At 40.1% G+C, this 16,230-nt stretch carries 18 protein-coding genes and 1 other annotated feature; of the genes, 2 read left to right on the plus strand and 16 right to left on the minus strand.

Annotated features, from left to right (window positions below; genetic code table 11):
- Positions 1-21: 21 nt before the first annotated feature.
- Positions 22-339 carry a hypothetical protein gene (locus CKW02_RS12415; RefSeq protein WP_003216657.1) on the minus strand — a complete coding sequence of 106 codons (318 nt, stop codon included), beginning with the start codon at positions 337-339 and terminating at the stop codon, positions 22-24.
- A 40-nt stretch (positions 340-379) separates the two neighbouring features.
- Positions 380-583, minus strand: coding sequence for a helix-turn-helix domain-containing protein (locus CKW02_RS12420; RefSeq protein ID WP_003216339.1), 204 nt, complete (start codon positions 581-583; stop codon positions 380-382).
- A 175-nt stretch (positions 584-758) separates the two neighbouring features.
- Between CKW02_RS12420 and CKW02_RS12425 the strand changes: the two genes are divergently transcribed.
- Positions 759-1,157, plus strand: a complete 399-nt coding sequence (locus CKW02_RS12425; protein ID WP_003216602.1) for a helix-turn-helix domain-containing protein — start codon at positions 759-761, stop codon at positions 1,155-1,157.
- 198 nt (positions 1,158-1,355) lie between these two features.
- On the opposite strand, the gene CKW02_RS20620 is transcribed toward CKW02_RS12425, so the two are convergent.
- Positions 1,356-1,481, minus strand: coding sequence for a hypothetical protein (locus CKW02_RS20620; protein WP_003216737.1), 126 nt, complete (start codon positions 1,479-1,481; stop codon positions 1,356-1,358).
- A gap of 19 nt (positions 1,482-1,500) precedes the next feature.
- On the minus strand, positions 1,501-2,598 hold the full coding sequence (locus tag CKW02_RS12430; RefSeq protein WP_003216375.1) for an AimR family lysis-lysogeny pheromone receptor: 1,098 nt from the start codon (positions 2,596-2,598) through the stop codon (positions 1,501-1,503).
- A gap of 277 nt (positions 2,599-2,875) precedes the next feature.
- Here CKW02_RS12430 and CKW02_RS12435 point away from each other — a divergent pair, with 277 nt between their 5' ends.
- A complete protein-coding gene (locus tag CKW02_RS12435; RefSeq protein ID WP_003216214.1) occupies positions 2,876-3,967 on the plus strand; it encodes a site-specific integrase in 1,092 nt (363 codons plus the stop codon).
- A gap of 95 nt (positions 3,968-4,062) precedes the next feature.
- Here the strand turns inward: CKW02_RS12435 and udk are convergent, their stop codons facing one another.
- The 12 genes from udk to alaS all read right to left on the minus strand — a co-directional run bounded on the left by udk (position 4,063) and on the right by alaS (position 15,913).
- Entirely contained in the window at positions 4,063-4,689 is a 627-nt protein-coding gene (gene udk / locus CKW02_RS12440) for a uridine kinase (RefSeq protein WP_003216283.1), read from the minus strand.
- 7 nt (positions 4,690-4,696) lie between these two features.
- The gene (locus tag CKW02_RS12445; RefSeq protein ID WP_003216809.1) at positions 4,697-5,965 is read right to left on the minus strand and encodes a peptidase U32 family protein; all 1,269 of its coding nucleotides are present in this window, start codon (positions 5,963-5,965) and stop codon (positions 4,697-4,699) included.
- A gap of 20 nt (positions 5,966-5,985) precedes the next feature.
- Positions 5,986-6,915: a peptidase U32 family protein gene (locus CKW02_RS12450; RefSeq protein ID WP_003216182.1), complete on the minus strand. Its 930-nt coding sequence runs from the start codon at positions 6,913-6,915 to the stop codon at positions 5,986-5,988.
- Positions 6,912-7,577, minus strand: coding sequence for an O-methyltransferase (locus CKW02_RS12455; RefSeq protein ID WP_003216230.1), 666 nt, complete (start codon positions 7,575-7,577; stop codon positions 6,912-6,914). The genes CKW02_RS12450 and CKW02_RS12455 overlap by 4 nt, the downstream gene beginning before the upstream one ends.
- 210 nt (positions 7,578-7,787) lie before the next feature.
- The gene (mltG, locus tag CKW02_RS12460) at positions 7,788-8,870 is read right to left on the minus strand and encodes an endolytic transglycosylase MltG (RefSeq protein WP_003216614.1); all 1,083 of its coding nucleotides are present in this window, start codon (positions 8,868-8,870) and stop codon (positions 7,788-7,790) included.
- A 73-nt stretch (positions 8,871-8,943) separates the two neighbouring features.
- Positions 8,944-10,032 carry an acetyl-CoA C-acyltransferase gene (locus CKW02_RS12465; RefSeq protein ID WP_003216841.1) on the minus strand — a complete coding sequence of 363 codons (1,089 nt, stop codon included), beginning with the start codon at positions 10,030-10,032 and terminating at the stop codon, positions 8,944-8,946.
- On the minus strand, positions 10,020-11,483 hold the full coding sequence (locus CKW02_RS12470; protein ID WP_003216368.1) for an acyl-CoA synthetase: 1,464 nt from the start codon (positions 11,481-11,483) through the stop codon (positions 10,020-10,022). Before CKW02_RS12470 ends, CKW02_RS12465 begins: the two co-directional genes overlap by 13 nt.
- On the minus strand, positions 11,480-12,046 hold the full coding sequence (locus tag CKW02_RS12475; protein WP_003216511.1) for a biotin transporter BioY: 567 nt from the start codon (positions 12,044-12,046) through the stop codon (positions 11,480-11,482). Before CKW02_RS12475 ends, CKW02_RS12470 begins: the two co-directional genes overlap by 4 nt.
- A gap of 154 nt (positions 12,047-12,200) precedes the next feature.
- Positions 12,201-12,485, minus strand: a complete 285-nt coding sequence (locus CKW02_RS12480; RefSeq protein WP_003216483.1) for a DUF1292 domain-containing protein — start codon at positions 12,483-12,485, stop codon at positions 12,201-12,203.
- 15 nt (positions 12,486-12,500) lie between these two features.
- Complete coding sequence (gene ruvX / locus CKW02_RS12485) at positions 12,501-12,917, minus strand: Holliday junction resolvase RuvX (RefSeq protein ID WP_003216519.1); 417 nt, start codon at positions 12,915-12,917, stop codon at positions 12,501-12,503.
- Positions 12,918-12,920: 3 nt separating this feature from the next.
- Entirely contained in the window at positions 12,921-13,187 is a 267-nt protein-coding gene (locus tag CKW02_RS12490; RefSeq protein WP_034620648.1) for an IreB family regulatory phosphoprotein, read from the minus strand.
- 89 nt (positions 13,188-13,276) lie between these two features.
- Entirely contained in the window at positions 13,277-15,913 is a 2,637-nt protein-coding gene (gene alaS, locus CKW02_RS12495) for an alanine--tRNA ligase (protein WP_003216457.1), read from the minus strand.
- A gap of 81 nt (positions 15,914-15,994) precedes the next feature.
- Positions 15,995-16,204 (minus strand) — a binding site (T-box leader).
- Between the last annotated feature and the right edge of the window lie 26 nt (positions 16,205-16,230).

Below are 16,230 nucleotides of genomic sequence, written 5' to 3' on the forward strand. Positions count from 1 at the left end.
TTCACAACAATGATTTGAGTTTTATGGTCGTCCCTTTGTGTTTGCTGCAATCCAAGCTTCCACAGCCTTTCGTGAATATCTTTTATGCTGACGCGGGACGCCAGGTAAACTAGGCAAATCCAGTGTCGGAAAATCCGGTCGATTAAAGTAAAGTTCGTCTGCTGTGGCAGCAGTACATTTTAAGATGTTTTCGTATACCTGCTTTTTTGTTAGCAATTCATCTTGAGAAGAAATAACCATAAACATCTCTTCAATTTTTGGAATTAATGCAGCACTTACATTAGCAATAACATCGTTTGTGATTTTTTCAAGATCAGATGCTTCGAGTTCGAATTTCAAAAAATCTCCTCCTCTCTCTTAATTCCTGATAGGTATGAAACTATCCAAAAAAAAGTTTGGCTTTTATGCCAACATGTTCTGAAATTTGCACTAAACTTTTAAAAGTGGGTGAAACTTTTCCATTTTCAAGCCTTGAAATATAGGACCCTGTAAAGCCCAATTTTTCAGCGAAATCTTCTTGAGAAAGACCACTTTCTTTCCTCTTCTGTTTCAACATTCTAGCTAGTTCATTTAAATCAATCACATAGCACCTCCAAATATTCCTATCAGGAATGTAAAATAAATATACCACACAGGAATATTCGTGACAAGTCTTTTTTAAAAGAATTATTCCCGTCTGGAAAGTCACTGTGATATAATAAATATATATTGATTATATATCTGTTGGTTAAACTGTTACGATCAAAGGTGGTTTAAAAATGGAGAACAGAAAAATAGGTTATGCAGTGAAACGTCTAAGATTAAAAAAGAAAAAAACTGTAGAAGATGCTGCTAAAGAAATAGGCATATCTCAAAGTTATTTATCTAGAATCGAAAATAATACACAAACGCCATCTGTTAAGGTTATAAATCAAATAGCTGATTATTTTGATGTACATAGTTCTTATTTATTTTTTGATGAAGAAAGCATAAATAGTTTTACTGAAAATGAGAACGAATTACTTTCAAATAAACATATAAATATTAATGATCTTGAAAAACTGAACCTTGTACATGATAACGGTTCTGAAATCACAAAAGAAGAAATTAAATATGTAATAGATCGTCTTAAGGAACTAAGAAATTTAAGAGAGAATTATTTAAAAGACAAAGACTGATTATTTTTTTTTGCTCTCTTCTTTCAGTTTCTTTATTTTGGATATTTCTTTCTCTATTTTTTCAACAAGCTGTTCGTAACTAGACAAAATGTATTAACCCCCTCTATTTTGTAGGTGTTTCCTATTTTGTGATTTTTCGAAAACAGGAAACACCTCTTTAAAACACGAAAGACGATACCATTTATGGTAACGTCTTTTTTACATTCCTACTCTTACTTCTTTTGTTTGATAAATCATATCGTTTGCGCTGTTTGTGTCAGCTTCTTTTACACCGGCCGCTAAAACAACAATTAATACTAAGAACAAACTTGTAAACAATTTCATATATTCACCCCCCTGACCTTTAAAGTGTAAGGTCTAAATCCATTTTTTGCAACTGGATCTTGGGTATATTGGCTCTAAAGTAATCACGCTGTTCTGAAAAAAAATGCAAAGATAACAAAACTTTATCTGCTCTTCCCTCTCTAATTCCATCGAACAAATACGCGTAAGGACGCAAGGTTTTATCAATATAATAAAGGGAAAGTGACTTATCTTCGCTTAAAACCTGAGTAAAATTTGTCACATTGAATTCCTCGTCGATCTTATTTAACCAGTAATATTGAAGTATAGCAATTTCTTCTTTGTTTTGAATTATTTCATCTGCTCTTTCTGGGAAGTCCTCGTACAATTCTAAAAGCTTTTTATAATAATCAAAGGATATATTATATGACTCATAAAAGTATGACAGACCAATTAAGTAAGTCGCGGTCATTATATGGCTTTTACTAATACCAGTTTTCATTAATGAATGCGCTGAATCCCGTGCTCTCTTAATATTGTTTTCTTGTTTAAGATAAGTGTTTGCAAGGATCTCATCAATTCTTGCTTGAAAACTCTTCTTTAAAAAAGGATCGGTGACTTTTTGTAAACATCCTTTTGCTCTATCGATTGAAAACAAACTCAAGTCGTATTTTCCAATATTATAATGGACATATGATTCGAAAATCTCTAATAATGTCTGACCTTCTGGTGTATTTGCTCGGAGATTTTTTAGAGCTTTTTGATGATCAAGTGGTTTAAAAGATTCCCTAAAATTCAGAGCAAAAAGGTAAGCATCACAAGCATCTCGTGCTACCGAAGAGTAATTTACAATTAAATATCTTATCTCATTGTACATTTGGTTGGTGTAATAATATTCCAAAGCACAATATATGTATTTTTTATCAAACCCGCTTTTTGCATAATCCTTCATCAATTGTTTTTCTTTATCCGGTAAAATTGCTCTAACTGTTTCAATGACCATCCAAAAAGCTATTTCTTTACCGGAGAAAAATTTACTCATATAACCCTTAGTTATACCAATTGCTTTTGCAATACCATTTTGAGATCTTTCCGTTTTTTCTAAGTGTTTTTTCAGTACATATCTAATATTTGTTTCATTCTTAACGGCATTGTACATATGATCACCTTTCAAAACAATTTAGCACACTAAAATAGAAAATGTTGTCGATAATTGACGAAAGAATCAAAATAAGAACAGGAAAATAATTATTCAAAATATTACTTCTTTTCTTAATTATACCACATTCCTCACAGGAATGGTCCTTTTTTGCGTTGTTAGAATAATTTTAATCGGATTATTTTATCCAATATCTATCAACTTTGAGAAAAAATATGTATGATTATTTAAAAGTGGATTATTCAATATTTTACAATGCAAATGGAGTGAGAATACAGTGGTGAGTTTTAGGCAGCGGGGAAAAGACTGGGAATACAGAATACCTTACTACGACCCAGTTACCCAAAAGCGAAGGGAGAAGTCTAAAAAAGGATTTAGAACAAAGAAAGAAGCTGCTACCGAAGCAGCAATTGTTCAAGCTGAAATCAATGGTGATTTTGTCCGAAAAGATGATAATATAACTATTTCCTCTTACATTGATTTGTGGTTTGAGAAATACAAATTAACGGTTAAGAAATCTTCTTGGGACAGCAGGTACGATAGCATAATTGTAATTAAGAAGAACTTAGGCTCATGCAGAGTTAAGGATGTTACAGAAAAAACATATGAAGGTTTTCTGAATAAGATCGCACCAGAGTATGCTAAAAACACATTAACTAATATTCATCAAGTTTTTAATATGATGATCAGAGAAGCTGTGCGAGATTCTTACTTTAAGGATAATCCAATTCATGCCGTGAATCTTCCGAAAAAGGCAAAAGAGAAAAAAGTAGAGGAATTAGATGAAGATTTAAAGGATATGAAATTTTGGGAGAAAGAAGAAATAAAACTATTCCTTCAAGTTGTCAGCAGAAAAGGGCGTCCCAGAGATTTAGCTATGTTTCTCCTGCTCATTTATTCGGGTTTGAGGATAGGTGAAGCAGTTGCATTGACATGGGATAAAGTAGACTTTAAAAAATCAGAGATTAAAGTGAGATACACTCTTTTTAGAGAAAAAGATTTAAAGAGTAATTATGAATTACTCAGTCCCAAAACTGAATCGTCTATTCGAAATGTACCTGTGCCACCTCAAGTCATAATGCAATTAAGGATTTTAAAGAATGTTCAGGAACAAGTAAAGAATGATGTGGGCGAACTATACAAAGATGAAGATTTCGTTTTTGCTGATAATTCTGGAATGCCTGAACCGGCTCGAAACTTCAATTATAGAATGGCCACCTATATAAAAAAGGCGGGTGTTACAAAAATAACACCCCACAATCTTAGACACACATATGCGTCTTTGCTATTTGCAGCAGGAATAGACCTTAAAGAAGCACAAAGGCGCTTGGGACACTCTAGCTCCAAAACCACTCTTGATGCAGTTTAACGCAATAGCAAATGATATTTTCTAGAATATTTGTGGGCAGAAAGTGGGCAAAGTCATCTAATTACACTTTGCTCACTTGATTACACCCTATTGAATCAACGATCTTGAAGAATCGTTTGAATTTTTGTCACCATTAAGTCAATCGCCACATGGTTTTGGCCGCCTTCTGGGATGATGATGTCAGCGTATCGCTTTGTCGGTTCAATGAATTGATTATGCATTGGTCTGACAACAGATACATACTGTTCAATCACAGAATCGATTGAACGGCCTCTTTCTTTCGTATCGCGTAAAATGCGGCGAATGATGCGAAGATCTGCATCTGTATCGACATACAGTTTAATATCCATTAAGTCTCTTAGACGTTCGTCTTCTAGTGCAAAGATGCCTTCAACAATGATAACATCCTTTGGTTCAACATGGACAGTCTCTTCTGAACGTGTGTTGAGCTTGAAATCATATATTGGTTTTTCAATGGATTCGTACTTTAAGAGCTGTTCCAAATGCTCAAACATCAGGTCATTGTCGAATGCGAGCGGATGATCATAGTTCGTAAGCAGACGCTCTTCAAATGGCATATGACTTTGATTTTTGTAATATAAATCTTGCTGAAGCATGAGGATGGAATGTCCTTTAAATTTTTCATAGATTGAATTGGTGACGCTCGTTTTACCTGAACCCGAGCCGCCAGCAATTCCAATGACAACTGGTTTACTCCTCATGTGGCTGTTATTTCCCCTTTCTAATCATGTTGCTAGGGTATACTTTTTGATCGAGCTTGAATTTGACGATTTGCAGCGGATGACGAGCGGCATCTAGTTCATTTCCTTTTTCATCCCAAATCGTCTCAATTTTGCATGTGAAATTCTCAATTTCTGGTCCGAAAAATTCGACTTCGTCCCCAGCTTTAAAGAAGTTACGCTGCTGCAATGTAACGATTTGTTCTTTTTCATCATAATGAAGAACGAGACCAGCGAAGTCAAATGTCGTTTTCTTTCCATGAATACCAAACATTTGTTCATCCGTACCTGGTACACCTTCGAAAAAGGCTGGTGCTGTGTCACGGTTTGCACATTTATCTAATTCATCTAACCATTCCTGCTCAATGACAAAATTGTCTGGGTCCGCACAATAGGCGTCGATGACTTTGCGATACACACTGACGACAGTTGCCACATAATGAATTGATTTCATTCGCCCTTCGATTTTCAAGCTGTCAATTCCCATTTCGATCATTTGAGGAATGGATTCGACAAGCTTTAAGTCTTTTGGACTCATCGCAAATGGTGCGTCTTCCTCTCCAAATAATGGCGCTTCCTCAGAACCTTCTAGTTTATAAAGATCATAATCCCAGCGGCAAGACTGGCAGCAGCCCCCGCGGTTAGAATCTCTTGCCGTCATATGGTTACTGAGCACGCAGCGGCCAGAGTAAGCAATACACATCGCACCGTGAATGAACGTTTCAATTTCAATATCGACCTTTTCTTTCATTTCTCTAATTTCAAGCGCACTTGTCTCGCGAGCCAGCACCACACGCTCAAGCCCTTCTTCTTTCCAAAACTGAACAGCTTTCCAGTTCGAAAGAGATTGCTGTGTGCTTAAATGGACTTCAAGCTTCGGTGCGACACGTTTACACGTTTCAATGATCAGCGGGTCAGCCACAATAATGCCCGCTACTCCAGCGCCTTCAATCCCTTGAAGGTATTCCTCCAGCCCGTCCATGTTTTCGTTGTGGGCAAAGATATTCGTTGTCACATAGATTCGTGCACCGTATTTTTTTGCAAATGCAACACCTTCAGCCATTTCCTCAATTGAAAAGTTATCGGCATTTGAACGAAGTCCAAATTCTTTTCCGCCTATAAAGACAGCGTCTGCTCCGTAATGTACAGCAATTTTCAGCTTTTCCAAGTTTCCTGCTGGTGCAAGCAGTTCTGGTTTTTTTGTAATGACACGTTTCCCGTCAATCATTTCAGAAATACCATCTTTCAATAGTGCCATTTCCTCTGCCTCCTCTTATATTAATAAACCGTTTCTTTAAAGAAGAACCCTGTATCAATTGAACGATTCACTGGCTGAATCTCTTCAATCCGCTTCACCCAGTCCTCTTTCTGATCTTCATACGCGTCTTTGTCAGTCGCTAATAAATCAATTGCTTTTCTATATAGAGACGTCACCTCTGTCATATAAGAAAGTGACTTTAAAATTCCGTCAATTTTAAAGGAGTCAATGCCTGCATCAACAAATTCCTCTAATTCGTCAATCATACACACATCATTTGGACTCATAATATGAGTGCCGTTTGCATCCTCGAAAATAGGGTATTTGTTTTGACGCTCTTGATCATGAAGGAATAGTCCTTCCTCCATATTTCTGCCTTCGACGTCCATTTGTTTGCCCTGATATTCAAAGTAGTTGCCAATGAGCGTACGTTTTGATTGAAACATACATGTCATGCCATGGACTTGAATTTCGATTTCCACCTCGGCATTTTCTTTGATGTCAATGACACTGTCCATATTCAGTTCTTTGGCAAGAACAGCACGCGTTGCACCTTTTCTGCCCCAGTAGTTACAAGTGTAATAGTTTGTCCCAGTCGTTTCTGTACTCCAGTGGAGATTCAGGCTTACCCCTGTTTCTTTGGCGGCCATGATCACTGCTGGGTCTCCAAAAACGACGCCATCTACGTTTAATGCGTCGAGAAAGGTTAAGTAATCTCCAAGCAGCTGCACACGATCATTATGAAAAATCGCATTCATCGCCACAAACACTTTTTTGTGATGCGCATGTGCAAGCTCAACCGTCTGTTTCACATCTTCTCTTGAAAACTCGCCTGCAAGACGAATACCGTATGTTTGTTCGCCTATTAAGAATGCATCAGCTCCCGCCTCGATTAATGGCAGTACGTCTGACACCTTGCTTGGCGTCACAAGCAATTCTGGTTTTTTCATGATTGGTCACCTCTTTTTGTACTAATGGCGATCCCGTCTCCCACTGGAATAATGCACGTTTGGAAATCAGGGTTTGACATAAGCCATTGATTGTATCGATCAATTTTTCCAATTAATTGTTTTTTTCGTTTATCTTCAATTTCTTCTTCATAGTTCGTTGCCACTAAGCCTTTGAATAATACGTTGTCTGTAATAATCATTCCGTCATGAGCAAGCATCGGTTCAAACAGCTCAAAAAAACGTTTGTACTGCCCTTTTGCGGCATCAATAAAGATCACATCATAGGGCGCCATCGTTTGGACTGTTTTAGCCGATTCCATGGCATCACCAAAGAACACGTGTATTCTTTCTTTTAACTTTAATTCCTCAATGTTCCGTGTCGCTTCTTCATAGCGTTTCGCATTTCGCTCAATCGTAAAAATTTCAGCAGCTGGTAGAGCTGTCGCCATTCGAATGGCGGAGTAGCCTATCGCTGTCCCAACCTCAAGAATTTTCTTCGGCTTTTTCATCGACAGCAGCTGCAGTAAAAGTTCAATGCTCACCTTTTCCATAATTGGCACATGATGCTCTTTTGCATATGCCTCTAATTGAGCGATTGCATCAGGACTTGGGTGAATTAAATGTTCAATATAATCATTCATTTGATCATCTTCGATAGTCATTATTTGTCTAGCTCCTTCATGACCTGAAAAAGAAGAGTCCTGCCTGTTGCAGCTCTCTTTCTCGTCAATCTTTCGTTCATCTAAGTAAAACAACCCGATATATTTTACCACAAAGAAGTGGTAATTGCGAACCTATAAATTGGATATTCCAACGAAAAAAACTGCAGGCAATCTTGTATTGTCTACAGTCTTTTTCGATTCACATGTACATTAATTGCTGCCTGTGATGTATTTGGCTTTCGCTTTGTTGTGCTCATTTAACGTTTTTGTAAAGACGACTTCTCCATTTTTCTTCGCAAGGAAGTACACATAATCTGTTTTATCTGGATGCAGTGCGGCTTTCCATGAAGATTCGCCAGCATTTGCAATAGGTCCAGGCGGCAGCCCCTTGTTGTTATACGTATTATAAGGAGATTTCACCTTAAGGTCTTTGTAATAAACACGGGATTTATGCTCACCTAGTGCATAGAGAACGGTTGGATCGGTTTGAAGCGGCATATCCTTTTTCAACCGGTTATAAAATACACTGGAGATTTTAGCGCGATCCGTCTTTTCTGTTGCTTCCATTTCAATCAGTGATGCCATCGTTAACACATCATGTATGGACATGTTTCTCTTTTTCATGTCTTTTTCATACGTTTTCACGTATTGATCTGTTTGTTTAATCATCGTTTCAATGATCGTTTCGAGTGATTCATCCTCACGATAAAATGGATACGTCGCAGGGAATAAATAACCTTCTAACGGATGTTTCACCTGTTTGCCATTTACCTGTGAAGTCACCGTTTTCGGATATTTTTTCATTAACGTTTGAATAAACGCAGGATCATCCAGCTTCGCTTCCACTTCTTTCGCTGAAAAATTCGTCTGGTTTGCAATAACTGCCGCAATATCAGACAGCTGTTTTCCTTCTGGAATCACAAGCTGAAAGGCGTAGTCTGTCCCTCCAGATGTCAGCTTTTGAATCAGCGTGTCTGCGTCCATCGTTTGTTTCAAATGAAAGTATCCTGCTTTAAAGCCGGACGCATTTTTGTATTTTGCATAATAAGTGAAAATCGTGTCATTCGAAATGAGCCCATTTTCTTTTAAAATGCCCGCAATCTCACGGACAGATGTCCCATTAGGAATATGAATATTAATCGTTTGTTTGCTTTTTTGATCGACCGGTCCAAGTGCTGATTTAACATATAAAAAGCCTGATAATGCTGCAATGATGATGACAGCAAGAACAGATAACAGGACGATCCCCATTTTCCTTTTGAAAAATGGTCGTTTCTTTTGTTCTGAAAACATGCATGGCCCTCCTCACATCTCGCTTTTATAGTACATGATTCGACGGAGTTCGGCAATTACTTGCTCATGCATGTCATGACAGAACTTGACATAATACGGCTAAACCAATGCCGCCACCGCTCCCAATAGCAGCCATGACATAGCTTCCATTCGGTAAGGTGCGCGCTTCATAAAATAGTCTCACCATCATCGCAGCGCCCGATGCACTATATGGATGCCCAAGACAAAGTGCACCGCCTCTTTTATTGATTCGGTCATAAGGAATATCCAGCATACGAGCAATCAGCGCTATTTTCAGAGCAAAAGCTTCATTGATTTCAAACAGTGCAACATCTTCTGCCTTGATTTTCTCTTGATCTAGAAGTTTCTTCATCGCATCAATCGGCGCAGCAGCTGGAAAATTGGGATGCATTGCCGCAACAGCACTTCCGGCATATCGCAGCATTGGCTGAAACCCATTTGCCTCCGCTAGCACTCTTTCCATCACAACGACCGCTGCTGCACCATCTGCTTCTTTGCAGCTATTGGCGGCAGTCACAGATCCTTTTCCCGGTGAAAATACAGGCTTTGCCCGCTGGATCAGTTTCGCCATCGGCCTTATTTTCGCGGCTGCTTCATCTATGCTCAGTCCGTCAATCGAAACGATTTCTTCAGAATATGTACCACGTTTGATTGCGTCTATACTTCTTTCCCAGCTTAATTGCGCATAGTCATCTTGTTCTTTTTTTGTGACAGAAAATCTCGAAGCGGTCAGCTCTGCTGCTTCTCCCATAGCCGGATCTCCTATCCATTCCGGTGAAAAGCGTGCTCTTTCTTTCATTGGTGATCTGGAAATGCTCTCAGTTCCGCCAGCGATATACATTGAACCTTCCCCTGATTGAACCATGACGCAAGCTGTTCGGATTGCTTCTAGACCTGAAGCACACTGCCTATCAACCGTCATACCAGGTACTCCTAAAGAAAGCCCTGCTTCTAATGAGGACAGACGAGCCATATTCCCGCCGCCTCCTACAACATTTCCTAATATGATGTCGTCCGGTGTCATCCTTTTAGACAAATACTGAATAAGGGGCGCGGCTAATTGCTCTGGACGATAATCCTTCAGCATCCCGTTTTTATCACCGAAGGGTGTCCGTTTTGCTTGTACAATTACTGCTTGCATGACAATTGTTCCTCCGCCCACTTTTTCATGCTGACACGTGCTATTTTTCCGCCGGATGTTTCAATTATTTGATCAATGACAAGCCATTTTTTAGGCACCTTGTAGGCCGCCAGTTTTTCTTTGACAGCTTGCCGAATCCTCTTTGTGTGCTGTCCTTCTTCAATAATGGCAACAGGGATTTCACCCCAATATGGGTCAGGAACGCCAACTACAACCGATCGCTTCACCTCTGGCTGTTCATTTAGCACACGCTCAATTTCCTCTGGAAAAATATTCAGCCCTCCATAGACGATCATGCCATTTTCACGTCCGCTCATATATAAATAGCCGTCTTCATCCAGCCAGCCCATATCATAAACTGTTATCCACTCTTCCGGCGGTTTCACTTCATGTAAGTAGCCTGCAAAAGACATTGGGCTCTTCACATAAATTCTTCCTATCTCATTTGGCTGGCAGACAGTTTGATCAGCTCGCCTCACTTCAATTTGAATGGGAGAGAAAGACTGTCCGACAGAAGAAGGTTTTTGCAAAAAGTCATTTGAAGATAAGTAGGAAACAAAGCTTAACTCTGATGTGCCGTAAAAATCAAAAAATGTCACATGCGGGTAGTTGGTCACGAGTTGTTTCTTTGAAGGAATGCCCCAATCTGCTCCAGATGATATGACAAGAAGCGGATTATCTCTCTCAAAAGCGTCTATTTCCAGCAACGATTCTGTCATTGTCGGAACAGTATACATCACAGTAATGTCTCCTGTCTGTAAGGCTTTCTTCGCTTTCACTGGCGTAAATTTTTCTAAAAGCGTCACTGTGCCGCCAAAGTATAATGTACTGATGGCACCATATAAAAAGTGAGAGGATAAGAGTGTACCTGTTATAAGAACATGATCTTGATGAGTGATTCCAAATGTACCAGCTGTCGTTCGAAAGCTTTCGATCCATGACTGCTGACGCCTGATAAAAGCTTTAGGTGAACCCGTTGATCCTGACGTAAATCCCATATAAAAGATAGGGTCGTTCTCGCTGTCGCATTTGTTAGATGGACCTTGTGTGATGAGGCTCATTTTTTCCTTCCATTTAGATAAAGAAAGAACATGCATGTCTTCGCTGTACTTTTCAAATCTATTTAAATATCGATCCTCGATAATGACGAGAGCTGCCTCACTTAACAAAAGCTTTTCTACACATTCTTCATGGCTCCATCTCGGATCAAGCGGGATAGCTGTCCACCCTGCAGAAGCAGCGCCAGCAAATATTTGGAGAAAAGAAGCACCATTTGATAATAAAAAAGCGACTCTTTTTTGCTCATGAGCCGTTTGTTGTAACCATTGCGCTGATAGCCGGACACGCTCATACCAATCTTGATAAGTGATCCTTTCTTGTCCATCAATGATGGCGATATGATCTGGGTTCATTTCTGCATGTAATGTATAGCTTTCCGTTATTCTGTTCAAACTGCACGCCTCCCTTTATGCACATCCCTTTTTCGATATGACATCGCCGCAATGATTTTCACCGTGAGAACGGCACATATGCCCGCTTTGATGAGATCACCTGGAATATAAATCAGGCTAAGAAGAGCTGCCTGAGTGACCTTGATATCCATCATCATCGCTTGAAAAGGAATGCCGCATAGATACAAAATTCCGATACTGCATACCGCATAGATCATAAAAAGACGCAGAGCGGTTATTTTTTTCAGTCGGTTGATCCACAAACTAATCATGAAGGCAGCCAATGGATAAGCAAGTAAAAATCCACCGCTTGGTCCAAAAAAGACCCCTATTCCGCCTCTGCCCCCTGACAAAAGAGGTGCGCCTGCTACCACAACCAAGAGAAACAGAAGTAAACTGATCAGTGCCTGTTTTGGCTTTAACAGCCCCCCAGCAAGCAAAAGACCTGCCGTTTGCAATGTGATGGGTACAGGTGTAAACGTAAGTAAAATCGGCGGGATCAATCCTAACATCCCGATAACCGCAGTCATTAGCGCCATTTGCATCATATCTTGAATTTTCAATTTCCATACCCCTCACTCAATACATTGTTAAAAATAGAGTAACAGGTACAGTTTATTATGTCAACACAAAATAAAATAAAGTTAACATATTGATCGCAAAAAAAGACCTGTGAAGAAAGATCACTAAGATCCGTTCACAGGCCTTTTATTCGTTCTATTCTTCGTCTTCTTCTTGATCTAAGAACGTATTTAACGTTTCTTCAATCATGTCCCACTCTTCATCCGTTTCAATAGGCTCTAGCTCGCCATCTTCACCGTTTTCGTTCGGCGTGAAGCTTGATGCATGAATTTCAATTTCTTCATTGTCTTGCTCAGAAATTGGGTAGTAAAGAACATATGATTTGTTAAAATGGTCGCTTTCAAAAGTAAATAGTACTTCGCAAAGCTGTTCATTTCCATTATCATCAACGATTGTAATTTGCTTTTCTCCGTGTTCCATTTGATTCACCTCATTTTAATTTAAGCTGTCTAAGTACCCTTGCAGGATCATAACAGCCGCCATTTTATCAATGACTTTTTTACGCTTTTGTCTGCTCACATCTGCAGAAATGAGCATTTTTTCCGCTGCCATTGTCGACAGGCGCTCGTCCCAAAGCACAACAGGAACATTGTACGTGTTTTCTAACACTTTCGCAAATGATTGGCTGGCTTCGCCTCTAGGACCGACCGTACCGTTCATATTTTTTGGAAAACCAAGTACAATTTTATCCGTTCCATATTGCGAGACGATTTCGGACAGGCGGCTGAGACCGAAGTCTCCGCCTGCTTCATCAATTTTAATTGTTTCAATCCCTTGCGCTGTCCAGCCCATTTCATCACTGATCGCAACACCAAGGGTTTTCGTGCCTAAATCTAAGCCTAAAATTCTCATGTTTTACGCCTCTTTATGTGTCTCTAAGTACGATTTAACCAATTCCTCAATTAATTCGTCTCGTTCTAGTTTACGAATTAGGTTGCGAGCATCCTGATGTCTTGGAATATAAGCAGGGTCGCCTGACAGCAAGTATCCGACAATTTGATTGATCGGGTTGTATCCTTTTTCTTGGAGTGCGTCATGTACTTTAATGAGCACTTCATTCACATTGGTTTCAGCTGAATCATCAGAGAAGTTAAACTTCATTGTCTTATCAAATGAACTCACTGCTTCTTGCACCTCTCTTCCAACATTCTACTAGCAAGCTTTTTTCTAACCGCTCATCTAATACCATTATTCTACACTACATCGCCTGATTATAAAACGGATTTGACAGATTCTTCGACAATTGCCAGTGCTTCTTCTAGCTTTTCCGGTTGTTTTCCGCCTGCTTGTGCCATGTCTGGGCGTCCGCCTCCGCCTCCGCCGCAGATTTCAGCTGCCTGTTTCACAAGTTTCCCTGCATGCAGACCTTTTTCGATGACGTCTTTTGTCACTCCTGCTGAAATGTTTACTTTTCCGTTTTGAACGGCTCCGAGCACAATGACAGCTGATCCTAATTTGGCTTTTAAGTCATCAACCATTGTTCTTAAATGGTTCATGTCTTTCGCGTTTACTTTTTCAGTTAACACTTTCACTCCGCCGATTTCTGTCACTTTTTCTAAAATAGAGCCTGCTTCAGCCTGGCTTAATTTTGCAAGAAGAGATTCGTTTTCTCTTTGAACCTCTTTTAAATCTGCCTGCAATGAAGCGATACGTTTTGGTACATCCTTCGTATTTGACTTCAGCTCACTCGCTGCCTGCTCTAAAATCGTCAGCTGGTCATTTAATTCTTCGTATGCCCCTTTACCAGTCACCGCCTCAATCCGTCGTGTTCCAGCACCAATACCCGATTCAGATGCAATTTTAAACAACCCGATTTCCGCAGTATTTTGCACATGACAGCCGCCGCATAGCTCGATGCTGTAATCGCCTACTTGGACAACTCGGACAATATCACCATACTTCTCGCCAAAGAGCGCCATTGCACCCATTTCTTTTGCTTCAGCAATCGGCTTCAGGTCAATAGCAACAGAGATGCCTTCCCAGATCTTTTCGTTCACAATTTTTTCAATCTGAGACAATTCTTCTTTTGTGACTTGTCCAAAGTGAGAGAAGTCAAAGCGAAGTCTATTTTCATTCACCAATGATCCTGCCTGGTTCACGTGGCTGCCCAAAACGTCTTTTAGCGCCTGATGCAAAAGATGTGTCGCTGTATGGTTTTTCACAATGCCTTTTCGAAGAGCTGATTCCACTTCCGCAGTGACTTCAAGTCCTTTTTTGGCTGTACCGCTTACGACTACTCCCTCATGAACATGCTGACCATTTGGCGCCTTTTTCACATCTTTGATGTCAATGTTCACTTCAGCGCTTTTCAATGTCCCTTTATCAGCCACTTGTCCGCCGCTTTCCGCATAGAAAGGTGTTTCATCTAACAAAATTTGCACTGTATCGCCTTCATGTGCTTCTGTGACAATTTCACCGTTTTGAAGCAATTCGACAATATGGGCATCTGCCGTTAGATTTTCGTAGCCAACAAATGTGCTTTCTACTTTAATATCTCCTAAAGCGCCACCTTGAACCTGCATACTGCCGACATCTTGTCTCGCATTTCTTGCACGTTCACGCTGCTTCTCCATCTCAGCCTGGAAGCCTTCTCGATCCACTGTCATGTTCTCATCTTCTGCGTATTCTTCTGTGAGCTCGACAGGGAATCCATACGTGTCATACAGCTTAAATACATCTTCACCTGAAATCTGTGTGCTGCCTTTGTCTCTTTCTTTTTTGATGACTTCTGACAAAATAGCTAAGCCTTCGTTCAGTGTTTCATGGAAGCGTTCTTCTTCATTCTTGATGACTTTCGCAATAAATTCTTCTTTCGCTTGTACATCTGGGTAGAAATCCTTCATGATTTCCGCCACAACTGGAACTAGGTCAAACATAAACGGGCGATGGATGTGAATGGTTTTTGCATAACGCACGGCACGGCGAAGCAAACGTCTTAACACATACCCGCGGCCTTCATTGGAAGGAAGCGCTCCATCACTTACAGCAAAGGCAACCGTTCGGATGTGGTCCGCAATGACTTTGAATGCTGTATCCTTTTCCTTTGTCTCGCCATAGCTTTCTCCAGAAATGGTCTCAACTGCACGAATAATTGGCATGAATAGATCTGTATCAAAATTCGTTGGCACGTTTTGAATGACAGATACCATTCGTTCAAGACCCATCCCTGTATCAATGTTTTTTTTCGGCAGCGGCGTGTATGACCCATCTGGATTATGGTTAAATTCAGAGAACACTAGGTTCCACACTTCTAGATAACGCTCATTTTCTCCACCAGGATATAATTCTGGATCGTTCATGTCGTCACCGTACGATTCACCGCGGTCATAGAAAATTTCTGTATTCGGTCCACTTGGGCCCTCGCCAATATCCCAGAAGTTGCCTTCAAGGCGAATAATACGTTCTTCAGGTACACCGATTTTATCTCTCCATAGAACATACGCTTCTTCATCCTCTGGATGGACAGTGACAGATAACAAATTCGGGTCAAAGCCAATCCACTCGTCACTTGTGAGGAATTCCCACGCCCATTCGATCGCTTCTTCTTTAAAATAATCACCAATAGAGAAGTTGCCGAGCATTTCAAAGAACGTATGATGGCGTGCCGTTTTTCCTACGTTTTCAATATCATTTGTACGTATCGATTTTTGCGCGTTGCAAATACGCGGATTTTCAGGTACGACGCGGCCATCAAAGTATTTCTTTAATGTTGCCACGCCGCTGTTGATCCACAAAAGTGTCGGATCATCATGCGGTACGAGTGATGCACTCGGTTCTACAGCATGTCCTTTTTCTTTAAAAAAGTCTAAAAACATTTGGCGTACTTGAGCTGAAGTTAAAGTTTTCATTCAAAAAATCCTCCCTTATCATTCATCAATCTCCACACAAACGAAAAAACATCCCGCCCTATGCAAGCACAAAACGACTTACACAGGGACGAGATGCTCTCGCGGTACCACCCTGATTATAGACCTATTCCGTCTATCACCTTCACATCCGATAACGCCGGAAGAGAGCGGCAGTGTTTATCTGCACTCGGGACTAGCTTCCGTTAAAGGTCTGATAAGGCTTTTCTCAGCAAAATAAAGCCTCTCTCTGCAACAGCTTTTTAACGTACTCGGGTCCGTCATTGAATTCAGTATGTAGTATGAATCGAAATTATTAT

Source organism: Bacillus pumilus (genome assembly GCF_900186955.1).
Classification (GTDB): domain Bacteria; phylum Bacillota; class Bacilli; order Bacillales; family Bacillaceae; genus Bacillus; species Bacillus pumilus.

Coding starts and splice junctions, on each gene's coding strand:
- CKW02_RS12455 (WP_003216230.1), bottom strand. CDS start 7,577: ATGACTATCGAAGATGATCAAATGAATGATTATATTGAACATTTAATT.
- udk (WP_003216283.1), bottom strand. CDS start 4,689: ATGAGGAGTAAACCAGTTGTCATTGGAATTGCTGGCGGCTCGGGTTCA.
- CKW02_RS12425 (WP_003216602.1), top strand. CDS start 759: ATGGAGAACAGAAAAATAGGTTATGCAGTGAAACGTCTAAGATTAAAA.
- ruvX (WP_003216519.1), bottom strand. CDS start 12,917: ATGAGAATTTTAGGCTTAGATTTAGGCACGAAAACCCTTGGTGTTGCG.
- mltG (WP_003216614.1), bottom strand. CDS start 8,870: ATGTTTTCAGAACAAAAGAAACGACCATTTTTCAAAAGGAAAATGGGG.
- CKW02_RS12445 (WP_003216809.1), bottom strand. CDS start 5,965: ATGGCACTATTGAAAGATGGTATTTCTGAAATGATTGACGGGAAACGT.
- CKW02_RS12480 (WP_003216483.1), bottom strand. CDS start 12,485: ATGGAACACGGAGAAAAGCAAATTACAATCGTTGATGATAATGGAAAT.
- alaS (WP_003216457.1), bottom strand. CDS start 15,913: ATGAAAACTTTAACTTCAGCTCAAGTACGCCAAATGTTTTTAGACTTT.
- CKW02_RS12450 (WP_003216182.1), bottom strand. CDS start 6,915: ATGAAAAAACCAGAATTGCTTGTGACGCCAAGCAAGGTGTCAGACGTA.
- CKW02_RS20620 (WP_003216737.1), bottom strand. CDS start 1,481: ATGAAATTGTTTACAAGTTTGTTCTTAGTATTAATTGTTGTTTTAGCG.
- CKW02_RS12430 (WP_003216375.1), bottom strand. CDS start 2,598: ATGTACAATGCCGTTAAGAATGAAACAAATATTAGATATGTACTGAAA.
- CKW02_RS12465 (WP_003216841.1), bottom strand. CDS start 10,032: ATGCAAGCAGTAATTGTACAAGCAAAACGGACACCCTTCGGTGATAAA.